Genomic DNA, 16,770 nt, shown 5'->3' on the forward strand with positions numbered 1-16,770 from the left:
GAGCCCCTGGAAGACACCGAAGCGAAGGGACCCGAAGCGCAGCGTAGGGCCGTATGCAGGAGCGAGCGGTTTTGCCTACTTTTCCCAAGAGAAAAGTAGGACGCCGTAAAGGCGGAAGGGGCAGGCAGCGGCGCCACAGCGAACGGATAAGCTCGCAGCCTCAACATCCCAAGCCAAGGACCATAGCCCCCGGGACTCCATGAATAACCATAAAAAAAGCCCAATCCGCAGGGATTGGGCTCAAGCGTGGCTGGGGCTGTGCCGCACCCCAGCGACCCTTAGCAGAGGCGGTCGATTACCGCGACGCCCGGTTTGTTCTGCAGCGCAGCCCACTCGCTTTGCAGGGTCTGCAGAACCCGTCCGACGTACTGGGTGTCGGCGGCGGCCTTCTTGCCAACGTAGCCCTGGCCGCGACGGTACATCTTCAGGCGAGCCCGCATGTTCGGGTTGCATTGCTCGAACTGCGCTTCGTCGCTCAGGGTATCCAGGCTGTCCAGGCGAACTTCACCCGATTCGCAAACCCAGAGGATATGGCTGTCGAGGGTGTCCTTGCGCGCGGCGAACAGCCGGGCCAGTTCTTCAACAGTCGGTTGATTGTTCAGATTCATCATAAAGCCCCCTTGACCATTCGTTGTTTGTTCGCACTTGGCGCATAACATGTAGCGTTAAATGAAAGCTGCTACAGCAGCGTCACAACTGGGGGCTTCTACACGCTGCCTTTTGGGCAGTACCCATCCGCACACAGCTCATGGATCTGTCGAGCTGCCTGGAACACCCTTGCCAGTACCCCCGATCGGGGAGACGGCCTCATCATGCAAGGGGCGATGAACGGCGTCAACAGGTTTTGTAGTGATTTTTTTCATGCACTACATATTGTCCGACAATGCCTCGAATTCAGGGCATTGATACGCATCAGTCCGCGTTGAGGTGACTTGCAGGATCATGCCTGGACATGTTTTGCAGGGAGTCACCCATGAATTCAGCGGCCAATGCGCCTGTCTCTCCAACCGCCGGAACCCGCGTGCCTATTGGCCTGTTGGTCGGTATCGCGGCCCTTGCCGGGGTGCTGTTGCTGCCGATGCCCGCCGACTTGCCGGTGGCCGGCCACCGGGTGCTGGCAATCCTGGCCTTTGCCGTGGTGGTGTGGATCAGCGAAGCGGTGTCGTACGAAGCCAGTGCGATCATGATCACCTCGCTGATGGCGTTTTTGCTCGGCACTGCGCCGACGGTCGCCGACCCTTCGGTGATCTACGGCTCCTCGGCGGCAATCACCCTGGCCCTGACCGGGTTCTCCAACAGTGCCCTGGCCCTGGTGGTCGGGGCCTTGTTCATCGCCGCGGCCATGACCCACACCGGCCTTGACCGGCGCATCGCCCTGGTGACGCTCTCGAGCATCGGCGTCAGCACCCGGCGCATCCTCATCGGAGCGGTGGCGGTTACCGTGCTGCTCAGCCTGGTGGTGCCCAGCGCCACGGCGCGCAGTGCCTGCGTGGTGCCGATCATGATGGGGGTGATTGCCGCGTTCGGCGTGGATAAACGCTCCAACATCGCGGCCGGGATCATGATCATCGTCGCCCAGGGCACCAGCATCTGGAACATCGGTATCCAGACCGCTGCGGCGCAGAACCTGCTGACCGTCGGCTTCATGGACAAGATGCTCGGGGCGCGGGTGTCGTGGATCGACTGGCTGATTGCCGGTGCGCCGTGGGCGCTGATCATGTCGGTGGTGCTGATTGTCCTGGTACTGAAAATGCTGCCGCCCGAGAGCGAAGCGATACCCGGCGGCAAGGCGGCGGTGAACAAGACCTTGGCCGAGCTCGGGCCGATGACTGCTGCGCAGAAACGCCTGCTTGGCGTGTCACTGCTGTTGCTGCTGGCCTGGGCCACCGAGGGCAAGCTGCATCACTTCGATACCACCTCGACCACCTATGCCGGGTTGGTGATCCTGCTGCTGCCACGGCTCGGGGTCATGACCTGGAAAGACGTGCAGGCGCGCATTCCCTGGGGCACGGTGATTGTCTTTGGTGTCGGCATCAGCCTGGGCACTACCTTGCTCACCACCCAGGCCGGGCAATGGCTGGGCGCGCAGGTGGTGGCCCATACCGGGCTGGATCAACTGGGGACGCTGGGGGTGTTCTCGATTCTGGCGGCCTTCCTGATTCTGATCCACCTGGGCTTTGCCAGCGCCACCGCGCTGACCTCGGCACTGCTGCCGATCCTGATCGCCGTGCTGCAGACCCTGCCGGGTGACTTCAGCCGCCTGGGCATGACCATGGCCCTGGGCTTTGTGGTCAGCTACGGGTTTATCCTGCCGATCAACGCACCGCAGAACATGGTCTGCCTGGGCACCGAAACTTTCACCGCCAAGCAGTTTGCCCGGGTGGGGATCCTGGTGACCTTGATCGGCTATGGGCTGATGCTGGTGTTTGCCGCTACCTGGTGGCAGTGGTTGGGCTGGATGTAAAGGGCCAAGATTGCGACCGCTTCGCGCTCGATCGCTGGCAAGCCAGCTCCCACAGTTCCGGTGTACACAAATCTACTGTGGGAGCCGGCTTGCCGGCGATGGGTTGGCAGCAGCCCCCGAATCTAGAAATTCGCCGGCGTGTTGGCGCTGATGATCTCGGCCTCGTCCTGGCCGATGTTCTTGAAGCTGTGGGGCAGGGTGGTGGGGAAGTAGTAGCCGTCGCCCGAGTTGAGGATGCTGACCTGGCCATCGACCCGCAACTCGATGGTGCCTCGGGTCACCAGGCCGCATTCTTCGCCTTCGGCATGCACGATCGGCTCACCGGAATCGGCGCCTGGCGCGTACAGCTCGCGCAACATGCGCATCTGCCGGCCCTCGACACTGGCACCCACCAGCAACATGCGCAGGCCGCTGTTGCCCAGGTCTGGCTGCTCGGTGGAGCGGAACACAAAGCGCTCCTCGCGGATCGGCTCGTCGAAACTGAAGAACTCCGCCAACGACATCGGAATGCCTTCAAGCAGCTTTTTCAGGGAACTGACCGACGGGCTGACGCGATTCTGCTCGATCTGCGAGATCGTCGAGTTGGTCAGGCCACTGCGTCGAGCCAGCTCCCGCTGGGAGAGTTTGTTGCGTTCACGCACCAGTTTGAGTCGTGTCCCCGTGTCCATAGCCGCCTTATGTGTCAAAAATTTTGGGCGAGGCATTAAAGCACATTCGGCCAGGCTTTAGCGGCCCACCTGTTAGGCGGGCTTTTTCGGCTGCGGCCACAGGCCTACCAACAACAGTAACGCAGCGACAATCAGGTATGGCAGGCGCGGATCAACGGCATAGATCAGGGTCCCGGCCAGCGGCCCGATGACCACGCCCAGCCCCTGCACCGCGCCGATGGAGCCGGCCGTGGCGCCTTGCTCGCTGGCGTCCATGGCATTGGCCGCCAGCGCCGAAAACGCCGGGAACACCCAACCCATGCCACAGGCCGAAACAAAGAAACACGCCCACAGACCCACGGCACTGCTGGCCAGGGCGCTGGCGGCAAAACCCACGGCGGCGATGCTGGCGCCGACGCGGATCATCCGCAGTGGTGGCCACTCAAGCTTGCGCACCAGGATCTGCGAGAGGATCAGCGCCACGCCGACCATGGTCAGGGCAACCCCGGCGGTTTGCGCGGCATCGGCCGGGGCCATGCCCAGGCGGTCTAGGGCGAAGAAACCGACGGTGATCTGCGCCACCGACACGCTGAGCATTGCCACGAAGGCCACCAGCAAGGGCCGGCGCAGGCGCGGGTCGGCCAGGCGTACCCGGCGTGGCGGTTGCTTGATGTGCAACTCCTGACGCTTGAGCTTGAGCAGCAGCACCAGGAACGCCAGCATCGGTAGCACCGCCATCACATAGAACGGCAGGCCCAGGCTGTAGCGGGCCAGGACCGCTGCCAGCGCCGGGCCGATCACCAGGCCGAAGGCGTTGGCCGCACCCAGCGAAGCCATTGCCCGAGCGCGGTGCTGAGGTTCGATGTTATCGGCAATCAGCGCTGCGCCAGCAACCGGCAGAGCGGCGTAGAAGGCGCCGATCAAGCCGCGGCCAAGCACCAGCCCGGCAAAGGCCAATGCGGCGCTGGGCAGCAGGTGCAAAGCAGTGTCGATGAACAAACACAACGCCCAGTAGGCGGCGGTGAAGCCTGCGGTGCCGAGCAGCAACACCTTGCGCCGCCCCAGGCGATCACTGGCGCGGCCCCAGGGGCGGGCCAGAAGCATCCAGATCACTCCGGCAACCGTGACTGCGGTACCTGCCTGCCAAGTGGCCAGGCCCAGGGTGCGGGCAATCGGGCCGATCAAGGAAACGAAGGCCATCAACGCCATGGTGCAGGCCATGTTGGCCGCCAGTAGCGGGCGCAGGTCGAAAGAGGAGCGCTCGGCTGAAGCGAGCACGGCAGGGTCCGTTGCAGTGGTCATGGGCTATCCAGGGCAGGTGAGGGCAAGGCGGTCGACGACCGGCACAAGATGATAACGATTATCATCGGCTGGCGTCGACCGCAAATCACCGGCGTCAGAAATCGCCTTTGAGGGTCACCATGAAATTGCGCGGCTCACCATAGAAGTTACCCCAGGCCAGGGCGCCGACGCTGGAGTAGTAGTGCTTGTCGAACAGGTTGTTGCCGTTGACGGCAATGCTCCAGTTGTCGTCCAGCTGGTAGCCCAGGCGCGCGTTCCAGATCGCGTAGCCGGGCTGTACGGTTTTCGCCGCGCGGTCCTGGTAGTGGTTGTCGCTTTGCGCGTTGACCCCGCCGCCCAGGCTCCAGCGTTGCAGCGGCCCGTCCAGTTGGTAGTCGGCCCAGACCCGCAGCAGATGGCGCGGCACGTAGCTGGCGGTGAAGGTCGCGTCTTGGCTGGTGCTGTTGGTCTTGAGGTACTCAAGCTCGGTGTAGGTGTAACCGGCCAGTACCTGCAGGCGCTCGGCCAGCTCGCCGCTGAGTTCGGCTTCAAAGCCCTGGGCGCGGACCTTGCCCTTGTCGCTGTAGCAGTAACCGTCGGAGGAACCGGCGCACACCGAATCGTAATCGGCTTCGGCGCGGTGCGCCTCGATGGTGCGGAACAGGTTGAACGCCGCGTTCAGGCCGCCATCGAGCCATTCGCCCTTGATCCCCAGCTCATAGTTGGCGCCGGTCTTGGGTTGCAGCGGGCTGCCCTGGGCGTCGGTGTAAGTGCCTTGCGGCTGGAAGATATCAGCGTAGCTGCCGTACACCGACCAGGTGTCGTCCAGGTCGTAGATCAGCGCGGCAAACGGCGTGACCTGGCCGTTTTCCTGGCTGCGGTCATGCTGCCAGTAGTCCCAGGCCTGGGTGTAGGAATCGCGCTGGCTGCGGTACCAGCTGACCCGGCTGCCAAGCACCAGGGTCAGGGGCTCGGCCAGTTTCAGGCGCAAGGTGGCATAGGTGCCCATCTGCCGCGTGTCGCTTTCCACCGGCAGCGGGCCGCCGCGGTAGGAGGCGGTCTGGTACAGGCTGTCCGGCGGCTTGGGAATGTCGCGGTTGGGGGCGAAGGGGTCCATGGTCACGCCGAGCAACTGGGTCATGTTGATCAGCGCGTAGCTGTCGCTGCCCTTGGCCCGGCTGGCGTTGGCGCCGATGATCAGTTCATGCTCCAGGCCCCAGGCGTTGAACTTGCCGTCCAGGTAGGCGTCCATGCCGTAGTCGTGCTGGTCGTAGTCGAACACGCCGGAGTACAGCTGGTTGTTGGCCGAGCTGCTACCGACCGGTACGCTGCCCAGAGTCATCGCGTACTGCATGTCCTGGGTGTTGTGGCTGTGCATGGCGGCGACCTTCAACCGCCACTGGTCGTTGAAGTGATGGGTGAGGTCGGCGAACAGGTTGACCCGCTGGCTTTCCCAACTGTTCCAGGTCGCGCCCAGGCAGGTGGAGCGCGACAGCTTCAGGTCCGCACCATTGCTGTAGCGCGGCAGGCCCTGCCAGCAAGGGGTGGCGTTGAGCTTCTCGTAGGCGGCGCCGATGCCGAGGGTGGTGGCGTCGTTGAAGTCGTAGTCCAGGGCGCCGTAGACCACCTGGTCGTCGCGCTTGCCCATGTCGTAGAAATACTGGCGGTCCTGCCCGGCAACCACCAGCCGGCCACGCAGGCTGCCGGATTCGTTCAGCGGGCCACCGGTATCGAGCTGGGCACGGTAGTTGTCCCAGGAGCCGGCCGAAAGGCTGACGCTGGTGGCGGCCTTTTCCTGGCCGCGCTTGCGGATGAAGTTGACCCCGCCGGCAGAGCTGCCAGAGCCCTTGAGCATGCCGGCGGCGCCGCGCAGCACTTCGACACGATCGTAATAGGCCATGTCGCTGGCAAAGCTGTTGGCCTGTACGTAGTTGCCACCCAGGTCCAGCGGCACGCCATCGTACTGGTACTGGCCGGCGAGCATGAAACCGCGCGAGTAGAAGTATTTGCCGCCCATGGGCGAGTCATGCACGGTGATCCCTGGCGTCTTCTCCATCACCTGTTCGAGGGTGGTGAGGTTTTGGTCATCCATCATTTTGCGGGTGATCACCGTCACCGACTGCGGCGTTTCGCGCAGTGAATGCTCGCCCTTGGCAAAGCTGACCTGACGCACGGTGAGGCTGTCGGTGGTTTCCATGTGGGTGTTCAGGGTGCTGGCGCCAATGGTGGTGGCGCCCAGTTCCAGCGCGCCATCACTGGCCGGCAGCGGGCGGATCGAGTAGCTGCCGTCGGCCTGGCGGTAAGCCTGCAGGCCACTGCCAGCGAGGATCCGGCTCAGGCCTTCGAGTACCCCGTAACGCCCCTGCAGGCCCGGGCTCTGCTGGCTGCTGGTCAGTTGCGCGTCGTACGACAGGTTGACCCCGGCCGCCGCCGCAAAGCTGCCCAACACCTGGCTCAAGGAACCCGCGTCAATGGCAAATACCTGGCCGTTACTGGCGCTGTCGGTCTCTGCTGCCTGGGCAACGTCGAGGGGCAATAGGGGCATGACCAGAGCGGCGGCAAGCAGGTGTCGGCCAATCAGCTGGGGGAGGAGGGCACGGGGGAAGCGGGGTTGCATGGAAATCCTCTTCGTTCGCAAATGAGATTATTTCCTACAGAGGCGGACGAACGAAAAAAAACAGGCACCCCTTGCTGAAAGAATTTCAACTCAGGCCAACGCTGACCCAGAAGCGGTTGTACCGGCGTACCTGAAGCTTGAACGACGTGGCCAGGGCCGACAGCGCCGCATCGCTGTTGGTGAGGGAGAAGGTCCCTGAGACGCGTAGCCCGTTAAGCTCACTGGCGTAGGACAACAGCCCAGGGCGGTAGCGGCCGAGTTCTTCGAGTACATCGCCCAGGCGCCAGTCCTCGACGATCAGGTGCCCGCTGGTCCAGGCCGCTTCGCTGCTGGCGACGGCCTGCGTGGCGTGGACCGCATGGCTGTCGAACTGGCAACGCTGGCCAGCGTCCAGGCGACGAGCCGGCGCCTGATGCGGGTTGATGCGCACCGCCTGCTCGAACACCTCGACCTGGCTGGCGGCTTCGCGCTGAACGACGCTGAAGCGCGTGCCCAGGGCTTCGACCAGGCCTTGGGCGGTTTCCACGCGCAAGGGGCGTTGCCGGCTGTCCTTGCCGCTAGTCAGAAAAACCCGCCCGTGACGCAGGCGAATCAGTCGTTGCTGAGCATCGAAGCGGATGTCCACGGCGCTGGCGGTATCGAGCACCAACTGGCTGCCGTCGGCGAGGGTCAGGTGACGAATTTCACCGGTGGCACTGTGCACATCCGCCAGCCAGTGCTGCGCCGGCTGGCTGCGATAGCTGGCCCAGCCGCCAAGACCAAGGCCGCTGGCCAGCAGCAGGCCCTTGAGCACGCTGCGCCGGGGCAGGCCTTCGGCTTCGCTACGCTGCAAGGTATCGAAGGCGAGGCCGCCTGGCACACTGGCCAGGCGCCCCTGCAACTGCTCGACCCGCGCCCAGGCCCAGCGATGCTCGGCAGCGCTGGCCAGCCATACCTGCCAGGCCTGGTGCAGTTCGGCCGGGGCATCGCCGGCGGTCAGTTGCACATGCCAGCGGGCGGCGGACTTCAGGGCTTGGCGCTGGCGCTCGCGGTCAGTCATGGCTGAGCATCGTAAGCGAGCAGCAGGCAGCGCTCGGTGGTCTTGATCAGGTACTTTTTCACCGTGGTCAGTGACACACCCAGGGCCTCGGCAATTTCCACGTAGGTCATGCCCAGCCAGTTGGCCATCAGAAACGCCTTGCGTGCCTTGGCGCCGCAGCCCGCCAACAGTTGGTCGATTTCACGCAGGGTCTCCAGAATCAGCACCTGCTCTTCGCTGGAGATCTGTTCGGCTTGCGGTTGCGCTGCCAAGGCTTCCAGGTAAGCGCGCTCCAGTTGCTGACGACGGAAATGATCGATCATCACCCGCCGCGCCACCGTCGCCAGGTAGTTGCGCGGCTCACGCAGCAGGCGCACCAGCTCCAGCGCCTCGGAGGAGGCGAGGATGCGTACGAAGGTGTCCTGCATCAGGTCTGCTGCCCGTTGCGGACAGCTCAGGCGCCGGCGCAGCCAGTGTTGCAACCACAGGTGATGGTGCTGATAGAGCTGGCCGAGTTCGGCATTGGGCGGTGACGGCGGTGCGCTCATCCTGGCTGCATCCCGGAAAAATAATGCAGATGATAAGCATTCCCAAAAAACTAATAAAGCGTTGTTTTCACACGGCCGCCACCTTTGCTTACCAGAGCGCCAGGGTGTAGCCGACAATCAGCCGGTTCTCGTCGATGTCCGTGGTCAGGCCGCCACTGGAACGGAAGGTGGCGTTGCGCAGCCGCACGCTGACATTTTTCAGCGGCCCGCTTTGCACCACGTAGGCAATGTCGGTATCGCGTTCCCATTCCTTACCGCCGCTGACACTGGCGGTTTCGATATGGCTGCCATTCACGTAGCGGGTCATGAAGCTCAAGCCCGGCAGGCCGAGGGCGGCGAAGTTGTAGTCGTAACGCGCCTGCCAGGCATCGGTTTCAGCCTTGGTAAAGACGTTCACGGTGACCAGGTTGACCGAGTAGGGGTCCAGGCCCGGGTAGGCAAAATCGCCATCGCCTGAGAGGTTCTGGTAACCGAGGCCGAACTTGTGTGCGCCCACGCCCAGGGTCAGCATGCCGTTGAAGAAGCGGTTGTCGATCTTGCCGCCGTCGACCCGCGAGGCCGCGCGCAGGTTGTGGCTGCCCTGTTCGCGGGTGTCGAAGTAACGCAGGTCGCTGCGCAGGTTGATGCCTTCTGCCAGGGGCAGGTCGTGGACCAGCCCGGCGTAGTGCTGGCGGTAGATATCCTGCATCTGCGCGTAGTAATAGCTGACGGCCAGGCGCGGGTTGATCGCGTAGGTGCCGCCGGCCAGGTCCAGGTGATTGCTCTCGACCCCGGCGTAGCTCATCTCGTCGTTGCTCGAGGAGTCGCGCAGGTTTTGTTTTTCCAGGCGGCCGAGGTTCAGGGTCAGGCCGTCGATGTCCTGGGAGGTCAGCAGGCCGCCGCTGTAGGTCGAAGGCAGCAGGCGCACGTCGTTGATCGCCGCCACCGGCAGCATCGGTTGCAGGGTGCCGAGCTTGAGGGTGGTTTTGCTGACCCGCAGCTTGGCGGTCAGGCCCAGTTCGCTGTAGTCGTCCACCGGCTCCTGGCTGGCGCCGAAGGGCAGCAGGCCGGTACCGCGCCGGTCGCGGCTGGCGTCGAGCTTGACCCCCAGCTCGCCCAGGGCATCGAGGCCAAAGCCTACGGTGCCTTCGGTAAAGCCCGACTCCATTTTCAGGATGAAGCCCTGAGCCCATTCCCGCGCCTGGCTCTGCGGCGCGCCGCTTTGGCGAAAGTCACGGCTGAAGTAGAAGTTGCGCGCCTCAAGGCTGGCCTTGCTGTCCTTGATGAACTCGGCCTGGGCGATGTAGGGGGTGAATGCGGCGCACAGGCCGGCACTCACCGTCAGCGAACGGGGCAGAAGCATTGGGGGCTACCTTTCTTGTTGTTGTGTGTGGCGGGTGCCAGGTGTCTCTGCCTATATTGTTAACATATTATCTTTATTTTTGAATAGACCTATTGCTGGTATAAACGGCCTGGAACGGAAATTAATTAAGATATTAATCCTTTGGCAGTGGCCCCGGCCACATGCTGCGCAGCACGGCGTCACGGCGTACCAGCCCGTGCACCAGCGCCGCACCCAGGTGCACCAGCACGCTGGCAAACAGCACATAGGCCAGCCAGCCGTGGGCCTGGCGCAGCAGGGCATACAGTTGCAGGTCGTGGGGCACCAGCGCCGGCAGTTGCAGCGGCAGCGGATAGCCGCCGGCAGACTGCATGCCCCAGCCCAGCAGCGGCATCGCGAGCATCAGCCCGTACAACAACAGGTGCGAAGCTTTCGCCGCCCAGCGCTGCAGTGGCGGCAAGTCGTCGGGTAGCGGCGGGTGCGGCAGGCTCAGGCGTACGCCAATGCGCACGATCACCAGCAGCAACAGGGCCAGGCCAATGGCCTTGTGCAGGCTGATCAGCCAGGTATGGCGCGGCGACAGGTCGCTGACCATGCTCACGCCAACAAACAGCATGGCCAGGATCAGCAGCGCCATCAGCCAGTGCAGGACGCGGGCCAGGGGGTGGAAGGCAACAGGTTTCATCGGCGAGCTCCCAGCTGCGCGGCTTCACGGCTGCGGCGGTTGAAGGATTCCGAGTAGGCCGCCGAGCGCGCCGCGAGGATCGGGTCGGCCGAAGGCTGGATGCCGCTCGGCAGAATCAGCGGGTCGAAGTTCAGGTCGCGACAGGCGCCTTGTTCCGCGGCATCGACCTGGTCGATCACCAGGGTGCCGGCGTTTACCGTGGGCCGCTGCGCAGGCCAGGGCTGGCTCGGGTCATCGACGGCATCGCCGGCTGCGGCCAGCGTCAATTGCAGGGTCCAGCGCAGCGGGCCCTGGTTCAGGCGCTGGCGTAGGTCGTGTTGCAGGTAGTCGTTGTCGTCGACCTGAGCCGGCAGGGCGGCGAACGGGGTTTGCGGCAACAGGCTCCAGCGCACGTAGCGGGCCTTGCCAGCGGCATCGATCAGGGCAAAAGCGTTGATGCTGTTGTAGCTGGAGCTGGCGAAACTGTCCGAGGCTTTGTAGTCCTTGGCCCATTGGCGAAAGGCGGCGCTCTCCGGGTGGGCGGCAAAAAATGCCTGCAGGCGCGCCGGGTCCGGTTTGCCGGAGGCCGGGTCGGGGGTCATGGCCAGCACTTGCTGGTAGAAGGCCTCGGGCGTGCCCACCGCCAGCACCGGCGGCGTGTTCATGCCGGTGCGCCACTGCTGGCCATCGTCGCTGCGCAGTTGTAGCGCCAGGCTGCGGGTCGGCACGCTGGCATCAGGGCTGTGGGGGTTGGCGCCGCCGATGGCGAAGCGGCCGATTACCGGCACCCTGGCCTGGCTGAACACCCTCGCAGTGGACAGCTTCGCCGCAGCGCCGCTGCTCTGAAAGTAGCCACTGACGCACAGGCCCTTGGCGTGATTCTTACGGTAACCGGGGTAGTGCCCGGCCTGGGCTTCGAAGGTGTCGATAATGCGCTTCGGGGTCAGGCGCTCGGCGCCGATCCAGCCGGCGGCATAGGCAAAACCTGCGGCCAGGGCCGTCAGCCCGAAGCCGATGGCAGCCAGGCGCAAGGCGCGCGGGCGACCGTGTAACGGAGTGCTCATGGCGATGATCCGGGTCAGTGAATGAGCCGGTACGACGCGTGGCGCAGAATTTTATTCCAGCATCAGGGAATAATTCTTCACCGCCAGCGTCTGCTTCGTACACTGATCGCCTACAGGCCAAGACTGCGGCAATGAACGAACTAGACGACGAGCAATTACGCCAGATGCTTGAGCGCCTGCGTCGCTTCGCCCTGTGGCTGACCCGCGAGGCCAGCAGCGCCGACGACCTGGTCCAGGCCACGGTCGAGCGCGCCTTGAGCCGCCGTGGTCAACAACGCGAAGACGCCAGCCTGCGCGCCTGGCTGTTCTCGATCCTGTACCGGCAGTTTATCGACGGCAAACGCCGCGAACGCCGCCAGGCACGTTGGCTGGCCTGGTTCGGCTGCAGCGAGGAGGCGGGCAGCAACACCGAAGATATCGTCGTTGCCCAGTTGGGCCTGGCAGCGTTCGCGCAACTGCCCACCGAGCAGCGTGCCTTGCTGTTGCTGGTCAGCGTTGAAGGCCTGAGCTACAAGGAGGCTGCCCTGGCCCTGGATGTGCCGATTGGCACGGTAATGTCACGCTTGTCGCGCGCCCGCGCGGCCATGCGCGAACTGGCCGAGGGCGCCACACCGCCCCCGGCGCTGCGGAGGTTGAAATGAGCTTGATCCCGTCCGAACACGAACTGCACGCCTATGTCGACGAGCGCCTGGACAGCGAGCGGCGGCGGGCGGTGGAGCTGTACCTGGCGGCCAACCCCGAGCAGGCGGCGCGGGTCGAAGCCTGGCGCAACGATGCCCGCCAGCTGCGCGCGGCGCTGTCCGGCTTTGCCGCGCAAGCACCCAACCCGCGCCTGGACCCGGCCAACGTGCGCCGTGAGTTGCGCCGCCGGCGGCAACGGCGCTGGGCCAGTGCTGCGGTACTGCTGCTGACCCTGGGCATCGGCGGCCTGGGCGGCTGGCAGGTGCGCGAGGCGAGCCTGCTGGCCAGCAACCCGCCGATGGCCGATGCCGTGCAGGCCCATCGGCTGTTCGCCGATGCCAAGGCCCTCGACCTCAGCGCCCAGGACCCGGCGCGCCTGCAGGCCTGGCTGGGCCAGCACTTTGCCCATGTCGGCACTTTACCGGACCTCTCGGCCTACGGTTTTACCCCGCTAGGTGCGCGGCTGCTGAGCAACGAGCAGGGGCCGGCGGCGCTGTTGTTGTTTGAAGACGCCCGGGGCCAGCGGGTCAGCCTGTTCCTGCGCTCGCCGGGTGAGCACTATGCGCGCATGCCCAGTGGTGAGCGAACCGACGGCCAGCTGCAGGCCCGCTACTGGTCGCGAGGGGACTACAACTACGCCCTGGTCAGCGCCGCATCCGACCGCCGAGGCGAGCAATTGCGTCAGGCGCTTGGTATCACTTTGTAGCTGAAATGCCATTAGGGGCGTAAGCTCAAAGCCGTTGTTACTGTCGTCATTTAACTTTATTCGAGGTATCCGCCAATGAAGCGCACGCAAGGTTTGGTGATGGCCGCAGTGGTTCTGCTGGCCGGCCAAAGCGCGCTGGCTTCGGCACCAGAGGTAAAGGATGCGCGTCTGGTTGCCCATGAGCAGGCAGTGCAGGCCTATGCAGCAAGAACCGGCAAGACCGTCCCCGCGATCCAGGATTTTGCCTACGGCAAATCTGTGGATGTCGCCCGTCTGATCGAGCAAACACCCATGGCCCGCGGCTGCGAAGCGGCGCCAATGCTGATGACCTTTGAAGACTCCAGCGGCCAGCTGGTTACCCTGCGGTATCGGCTCGAAGGCCAGTGTCCGCGCTTTCAGTCAACGCGATAACGCGCCCCGGCAGCGGCGAGGGATCGTCGCTGCGCCACGCCAGGTGAAGGCCCAACCGCGGACTGGCGTCTTGCAAGCGGCAAAAGCACACACCCACTGCGCGGGGTATCGGCCCCCACAGTGCGGGAGGTGCGCCAGCGCTGGCAGATGATAAAAGCCGTGTAATAGCGCTTGGATTGCGCCAGGGTATTAATTAGAATCAATCTCATTTGAGTCTAATCCATCCAGGTGCGTAGACATGAGCGAAGCGGCGAGCCCAACCGAGCAGACCCTGCATGGCCTCTATCGGGAGCATCGCAGCTGGCTTGAACGCTGGTTGTATCAGCGCTTGGGCAACCGCTGGGATGCCGCCGACCTCAGCCAGGACACCTTCCTGCGGGTGCTGGCCAGCCCCCAGGTGCTTAGCGAACTGCGTGAGCCGCGGGCCTACCTGCTGACCGTCGGCAAGCGCTTGCTGGTCAACTTCCACAAACGCCGCAGCCTGGAACAGGCCTACCTCGAGGCCCTGGCCAACCTGCCCGAAGCGCAGATGCCGTCACCGGAACAACGCTGGTTGCTGCTGGAAACCTTGCAGGCCCTGGACGAACTGCTCGATGGCTTGCCACCAGCAGTGCGTCGGGCGTTTCTCTGGTCGCAGCTCGAAGGCCTGAACTACGCACAGATTGCCGAGCGTCTGGCTGTCAGTGAGCGTACGGTCAAACGCTACATGGCTCAGGCCTATGAGCATTGCCTGTTGGTTGATCTATGAACCGCACCTTCAGCCGCGAATCCCGGCAACTGGCCCGCACGGCGGCGCGCTGGCTGGCCTTGCTCGATTCCGGGCGCGCCAGCGCCGACGACTTGCAGCGCTTGCAGTGCTGGCGCGCGGCAAGCCCGCAGCACGAGCAGATCTGGCAGCGTGCCGAAGGCTTGCGCCAACGCTTTCAGGAGGTGCCGCCAAGCTTGGCCATGGCCAGCCTGGATCGCCCCGAACCGAACCGTCGTACCTTGCTCAAGCGCGGCCTGATGGTAGCCGTGTTGCTGCCTGCTGGCTGGCTGCTCAGCCAGCAGACGCCGCTGCAGGCCTTGCGCGCCGACCTGCGTACCGCAGTGGGTGAACGCCGTGGCGTGCGCCTGGCCGATGGCAGCCTGCTGCAATTGAACACCGCCACAGCCGTCGACCTTGACCTTGTTCACCAGCGCTTGACTCTGGTCGAGGGTGAGATCGCCCTGAACGTCAGTCGCGCCCAAGCCCTGCACGTCGAGTTGGGCATGGCCCGGGTGAGCGTTGGCCAGGCCCAGGTGTGCCTGCGCCGCGATGCCGAACAGTGTCGCATCGGCGTGCTGCATGGCTCGGTGCAGGTGCGGCCGCGCCACGGTGCGGCGCTGGCCTTGCAGGCCGGCGATCAACTGACCATCAGCGCCGATGGCAGTGGCGCCATGGACCGTTTCGATCCCCATCAACCGGACTGGCGCGACGGTGTGCTGAGCGTCAACGACCAGCCGCTGGGGCAGTTTTTACGTGAGCTGTCGCGTTATCGGCCGGGTTGGTTGCGCTGGGAGCCGGCGCTGGAGTCGCTCAAGGTTACGGGGACCTTCCGCCTGGATGACACCGACCGGGTGTTGACCTTGCTGGCTGCCAGCCTGCCGCTGGCGGTGCAGGCCCGCAGCCGCTACCGGATCACCCTGGTGCCGTGGCAGAAAGCGGCATGAACGGGGCCTGGTATTTTTGCCAGTAGCGCACCCGCTTGCAGAGGGTGATGATGCCGGTTCAAGGGCTGGAGCCATGCGGACATGGACGACGACAACAAAGAGCGTCTTCGCCTGTATCAACCTGGAGACACCGTGGTGCTGTACGGCTGTTTTGCCGCCGAGTACGGGGTCATGGACAGCCAGTCAGGCGAAGTACGCCGCATCGACTGGGGCGCGCACCAATTGCAGCTGTACTTCGCCTGCGATGATGAATGCCGCTGCATTCCATTCGCCAGCATCACTGCGGTGCTGGTACCCGGCCACTGCCGCGCCGCAGTAGCTGATCAAGGCTGAGCGTGGCCGCGCCAGCGGCTTCAGGGCAGTTCGATCTGCGCGCACAGCCCACCGCTGGCCCGGTTGCTCAAGGTCAGGGAGCCGCCGATGGCCTGGGTGAGCTGCGCGGCGATAGCCAGGCCCAGGCCGGTGCCGCCGGTGCTGCGGTTGCGCGAGTTCTCCACGCGATAGAAGGGCTGCAATACCGCGTCGAGCTCTTCGGCGGGAATCCCCGGGCCCTGGTCGAGCACGCGAATCACAGTGCTGTGGTTGGCGCCGCTGTGCACCTCAAGCTGCGCCGCGCCGGCGAACTTCAGGGCGTTGTCGATCAGGTTCACCAGCACCCGGCGCAAGGCTTGCGGGCGGGTCTCGATCAGCGCGCCGTTCTTGCCGTGCAGCTCGACCGGCTGGCCGCTGTCCTGGTAGTCGAACACCAGGCTGTCGAGAAAGGCATCAAGGTTGACCCGGCACGGCGCCTCGCTGTTGCCATCGATGCTGCGGGCATAGGCCACGCCTTCGCGCACCAGGTGTTCCATGGCCTCCAGGTCGCTCCAGAATTTGTCTTTGTCGAGGCCATTGTCCATGGCTTCGACCCGCAGCTTCATGCGCGTGATCGGCGTCTGCAGGTCATGGGAGATCGCCGCCAGCAGTTGCATGCGCTCTTTCAGGTAGGCGCCGATGCGCGCCTGCAAGGTATTGAAGGCCATTGCGGCATACACCACTTCCCGTGGGCCACTTTCGTCCAGCTGTGGCCCCGGGGCGTTGGGGTCGAGCTGGTCGACTGCTTCGGCCAGGCGGGTCAGCGGGCGGATCGCGGTTTTCACCGCCAGCCAGGTGCACAGCAACAGCACCGCCAGCTGGATCAGCAGGACCACGGGCAGCCAGCTCGACATCGGCACCGGCGCCGGGGTGACGTCGACAGTCAGCGGCTTGCCATCGGCCAGGCGCAGGCGCACCTGGAAGTGCGGTGTGGGCCCGGGGATGTTCTGGTAGTCCAGCGCGTACTGGCCGCCCAGGGCCTTGCCGATGGACAGCGCGGCCATGGGCGCATCGTCCATGCTCAGGCGCTGGCCGGGCTCGCCGCTATCAAGGCGGTAGCGGTAGGTGCGCCGCTCCAGGCGCGGCAGCCAGGCGGCGCGTTCAGCGGCCGGCAGGCGGTCGAGGATGGCCACGGAGGTGGCGACGTCCTGCTCCAGGTTGCCGAGCATCATCGAGCGCGAGCTCTGGTAGCGCTCGTAGAACTGGAAGCTGAACGACAGCCCATAAGCCAGCACCAGGCCGGTGAAGAAGATCAGCGCCAGGCGCGAGGCGAGGGTGCGCGGCCAGCGCAACAGGCTGGTCATG

General features: G+C 64.7%; 17 protein-coding genes. 7 read left to right on the plus strand and 10 right to left on the minus strand.

Translation table 11 applies throughout. From position 1 onward, the window contains the following. Positions 1-278 precede the first annotated feature (278 nt). Positions 279-611 carry a hypothetical protein gene (locus tag UW3_RS0125330; RefSeq protein ID WP_010226796.1) on the minus strand — a complete coding sequence of 111 codons (333 nt, stop codon included), beginning with the start codon at positions 609-611 and terminating at the stop codon, positions 279-281. Between the two features lie 362 nt (positions 612-973). Between UW3_RS0125330 and UW3_RS0125335 the strand changes: the two genes are divergently transcribed. Continuing rightward, positions 974-2,464, plus strand: coding sequence for a DASS family sodium-coupled anion symporter (locus tag UW3_RS0125335; protein ID WP_026001537.1), 1,491 nt, complete (start codon positions 974-976; stop codon positions 2,462-2,464). A gap of 122 nt (positions 2,465-2,586) precedes the next feature. On the opposite strand, the gene UW3_RS0125340 is transcribed toward UW3_RS0125335, so the two are convergent. The 8 genes from UW3_RS0125340 to UW3_RS0125375 form a co-directional block, all read right to left on the minus strand. Then, positions 2,587-3,132: a cupin domain-containing protein gene (locus UW3_RS0125340; protein ID WP_010226800.1), complete on the minus strand. Its 546-nt coding sequence runs from the start codon at positions 3,130-3,132 to the stop codon at positions 2,587-2,589. Between the two features lie 72 nt (positions 3,133-3,204). Then, positions 3,205-4,413 carry an MFS transporter gene (locus tag UW3_RS0125345; protein ID WP_010226802.1) on the minus strand — a complete coding sequence of 403 codons (1,209 nt, stop codon included), beginning with the start codon at positions 4,411-4,413 and terminating at the stop codon, positions 3,205-3,207. Positions 4,414-4,507: 94 nt separating this feature from the next. Next, positions 4,508-7,009 (minus strand): TonB-dependent siderophore receptor, encoded by a 2,502-nt coding sequence (locus UW3_RS0125350; RefSeq protein ID WP_010226803.1) that lies wholly within the window; start codon positions 7,007-7,009, stop codon positions 4,508-4,510. An 85-nt stretch (positions 7,010-7,094) separates the two neighbouring features. Next, the gene (locus UW3_RS0125355) at positions 7,095-8,048 is read right to left on the minus strand and encodes a FecR domain-containing protein (protein ID WP_010226804.1); all 954 of its coding nucleotides are present in this window, start codon (positions 8,046-8,048) and stop codon (positions 7,095-7,097) included. Further along, complete coding sequence (locus tag UW3_RS0125360; RefSeq protein ID WP_010226805.1) at positions 8,045-8,575, minus strand: sigma-70 family RNA polymerase sigma factor; 531 nt, start codon at positions 8,573-8,575, stop codon at positions 8,045-8,047. The genes UW3_RS0125355 and UW3_RS0125360 overlap by 4 nt, the downstream gene beginning before the upstream one ends. An 88-nt stretch (positions 8,576-8,663) precedes the next feature. Continuing rightward, positions 8,664-9,917 (minus strand): OprD family porin, encoded by a 1,254-nt coding sequence (locus UW3_RS0125365; RefSeq protein WP_010226806.1) that lies wholly within the window; start codon positions 9,915-9,917, stop codon positions 8,664-8,666. 133 nt (positions 9,918-10,050) lie between these two features. Continuing rightward, on the minus strand, positions 10,051-10,581 hold the full coding sequence (locus UW3_RS0125370) for a cytochrome b (RefSeq protein WP_010226807.1): 531 nt from the start codon (positions 10,579-10,581) through the stop codon (positions 10,051-10,053). Beyond that, a complete protein-coding gene (locus UW3_RS0125375) occupies positions 10,578-11,630 on the minus strand; it encodes a catalase family peroxidase (RefSeq protein WP_026001541.1) in 1,053 nt (350 codons plus the stop codon). Before UW3_RS0125375 ends, UW3_RS0125370 begins: the two co-directional genes overlap by 4 nt. A 125-nt stretch (positions 11,631-11,755) precedes the next feature. On the opposite strand from UW3_RS0125375, the gene UW3_RS0125380 reads away from it, so the two are divergent. The 6 genes from UW3_RS0125380 (at position 11,756) to UW3_RS0125405 (ending at position 15,447) form a co-directional block, all read left to right on the plus strand. Next, a complete protein-coding gene (locus UW3_RS0125380; protein ID WP_010226809.1) occupies positions 11,756-12,265 on the plus strand; it encodes a sigma-70 family RNA polymerase sigma factor in 510 nt (169 codons plus the stop codon). Continuing rightward, positions 12,262-13,011, plus strand: coding sequence for an anti-sigma factor family protein (locus UW3_RS0125385; protein WP_010226811.1), 750 nt, complete (start codon positions 12,262-12,264; stop codon positions 13,009-13,011). Before UW3_RS0125380 ends, UW3_RS0125385 begins: the two co-directional genes overlap by 4 nt. 75 nt (positions 13,012-13,086) lie before the next feature. Beyond that, positions 13,087-13,422: a DUF2790 domain-containing protein gene (locus UW3_RS0125390; protein WP_010226813.1), complete on the plus strand. Its 336-nt coding sequence runs from the start codon at positions 13,087-13,089 to the stop codon at positions 13,420-13,422. A gap of 238 nt (positions 13,423-13,660) precedes the next feature. Further along, a complete protein-coding gene (locus UW3_RS0125395; protein ID WP_010226815.1) occupies positions 13,661-14,170 on the plus strand; it encodes a sigma-70 family RNA polymerase sigma factor in 510 nt (169 codons plus the stop codon). Continuing rightward, on the plus strand, positions 14,167-15,114 hold the full coding sequence (locus tag UW3_RS0125400; RefSeq protein WP_010226817.1) for a FecR domain-containing protein: 948 nt from the start codon (positions 14,167-14,169) through the stop codon (positions 15,112-15,114). The genes UW3_RS0125395 and UW3_RS0125400 overlap by 4 nt, the downstream gene beginning before the upstream one ends. Before the next feature lie 81 nt (positions 15,115-15,195). Then, positions 15,196-15,447: a hypothetical protein gene (locus UW3_RS0125405; protein ID WP_010226819.1), complete on the plus strand. Its 252-nt coding sequence runs from the start codon at positions 15,196-15,198 to the stop codon at positions 15,445-15,447. A 20-nt stretch (positions 15,448-15,467) separates the two neighbouring features. Here UW3_RS0125405 and UW3_RS0125410 read toward each other — a convergent pair whose 3' ends face one another. Beyond that, on the minus strand, positions 15,468-16,757 hold the full coding sequence (locus tag UW3_RS0125410) for an ATP-binding protein (RefSeq protein WP_010226822.1): 1,290 nt from the start codon (positions 16,755-16,757) through the stop codon (positions 15,468-15,470). Positions 16,758-16,770 lie beyond the last annotated feature (13 nt).

The sequence above is a fragment of the Pseudomonas donghuensis genome, assembly GCF_000259195.1.
Lineage (GTDB): Bacteria > Pseudomonadota > Gammaproteobacteria > Pseudomonadales > Pseudomonadaceae > Aquipseudomonas > Aquipseudomonas donghuensis.

Excerpts from the sequence above, each read along its gene's own strand:
- UW3_RS0125405 (WP_010226819.1), top strand. The coding sequence starts at position 15,196 with ATGGACGACGACAACAAAGAGCGTCTTCGCCTGTATCAACCTGGAGAC.
- UW3_RS0125370 (WP_010226807.1), bottom strand. The coding sequence starts at position 10,581 with ATGAAACCTGTTGCCTTCCACCCCCTGGCCCGCGTCCTGCACTGGCTG.
- UW3_RS0125330 (WP_010226796.1), bottom strand. The coding sequence starts at position 611 with ATGATGAATCTGAACAATCAACCGACTGTTGAAGAACTGGCCCGGCTG.
- UW3_RS0125335 (WP_026001537.1), top strand. The coding sequence starts at position 974 with ATGAATTCAGCGGCCAATGCGCCTGTCTCTCCAACCGCCGGAACCCGC.
- UW3_RS0125380 (WP_010226809.1), top strand. The coding sequence starts at position 11,756 with ATGAACGAACTAGACGACGAGCAATTACGCCAGATGCTTGAGCGCCTG.
- UW3_RS0125390 (WP_010226813.1), top strand. The coding sequence starts at position 13,087 with ATGAAGCGCACGCAAGGTTTGGTGATGGCCGCAGTGGTTCTGCTGGCC.
- UW3_RS0125350 (WP_010226803.1), bottom strand. The coding sequence starts at position 7,009 with ATGCAACCCCGCTTCCCCCGTGCCCTCCTCCCCCAGCTGATTGGCCGA.
- UW3_RS0125400 (WP_010226817.1), top strand. The coding sequence starts at position 14,167 with ATGAACCGCACCTTCAGCCGCGAATCCCGGCAACTGGCCCGCACGGCG.
- UW3_RS0125345 (WP_010226802.1), bottom strand. The coding sequence starts at position 4,413 with ATGACCACTGCAACGGACCCTGCCGTGCTCGCTTCAGCCGAGCGCTCC.
- UW3_RS0125365 (WP_010226806.1), bottom strand. The coding sequence starts at position 9,917 with ATGCTTCTGCCCCGTTCGCTGACGGTGAGTGCCGGCCTGTGCGCCGCA.
- UW3_RS0125360 (WP_010226805.1), bottom strand. The coding sequence starts at position 8,575 with ATGAGCGCACCGCCGTCACCGCCCAATGCCGAACTCGGCCAGCTCTAT.
- UW3_RS0125395 (WP_010226815.1), top strand. The coding sequence starts at position 13,661 with ATGAGCGAAGCGGCGAGCCCAACCGAGCAGACCCTGCATGGCCTCTAT.
- UW3_RS0125340 (WP_010226800.1), bottom strand. The coding sequence starts at position 3,132 with ATGGACACGGGGACACGACTCAAACTGGTGCGTGAACGCAACAAACTC.
- UW3_RS0125385 (WP_010226811.1), top strand. The coding sequence starts at position 12,262 with ATGAGCTTGATCCCGTCCGAACACGAACTGCACGCCTATGTCGACGAG.
- UW3_RS0125355 (WP_010226804.1), bottom strand. The coding sequence starts at position 8,048 with ATGACTGACCGCGAGCGCCAGCGCCAAGCCCTGAAGTCCGCCGCCCGC.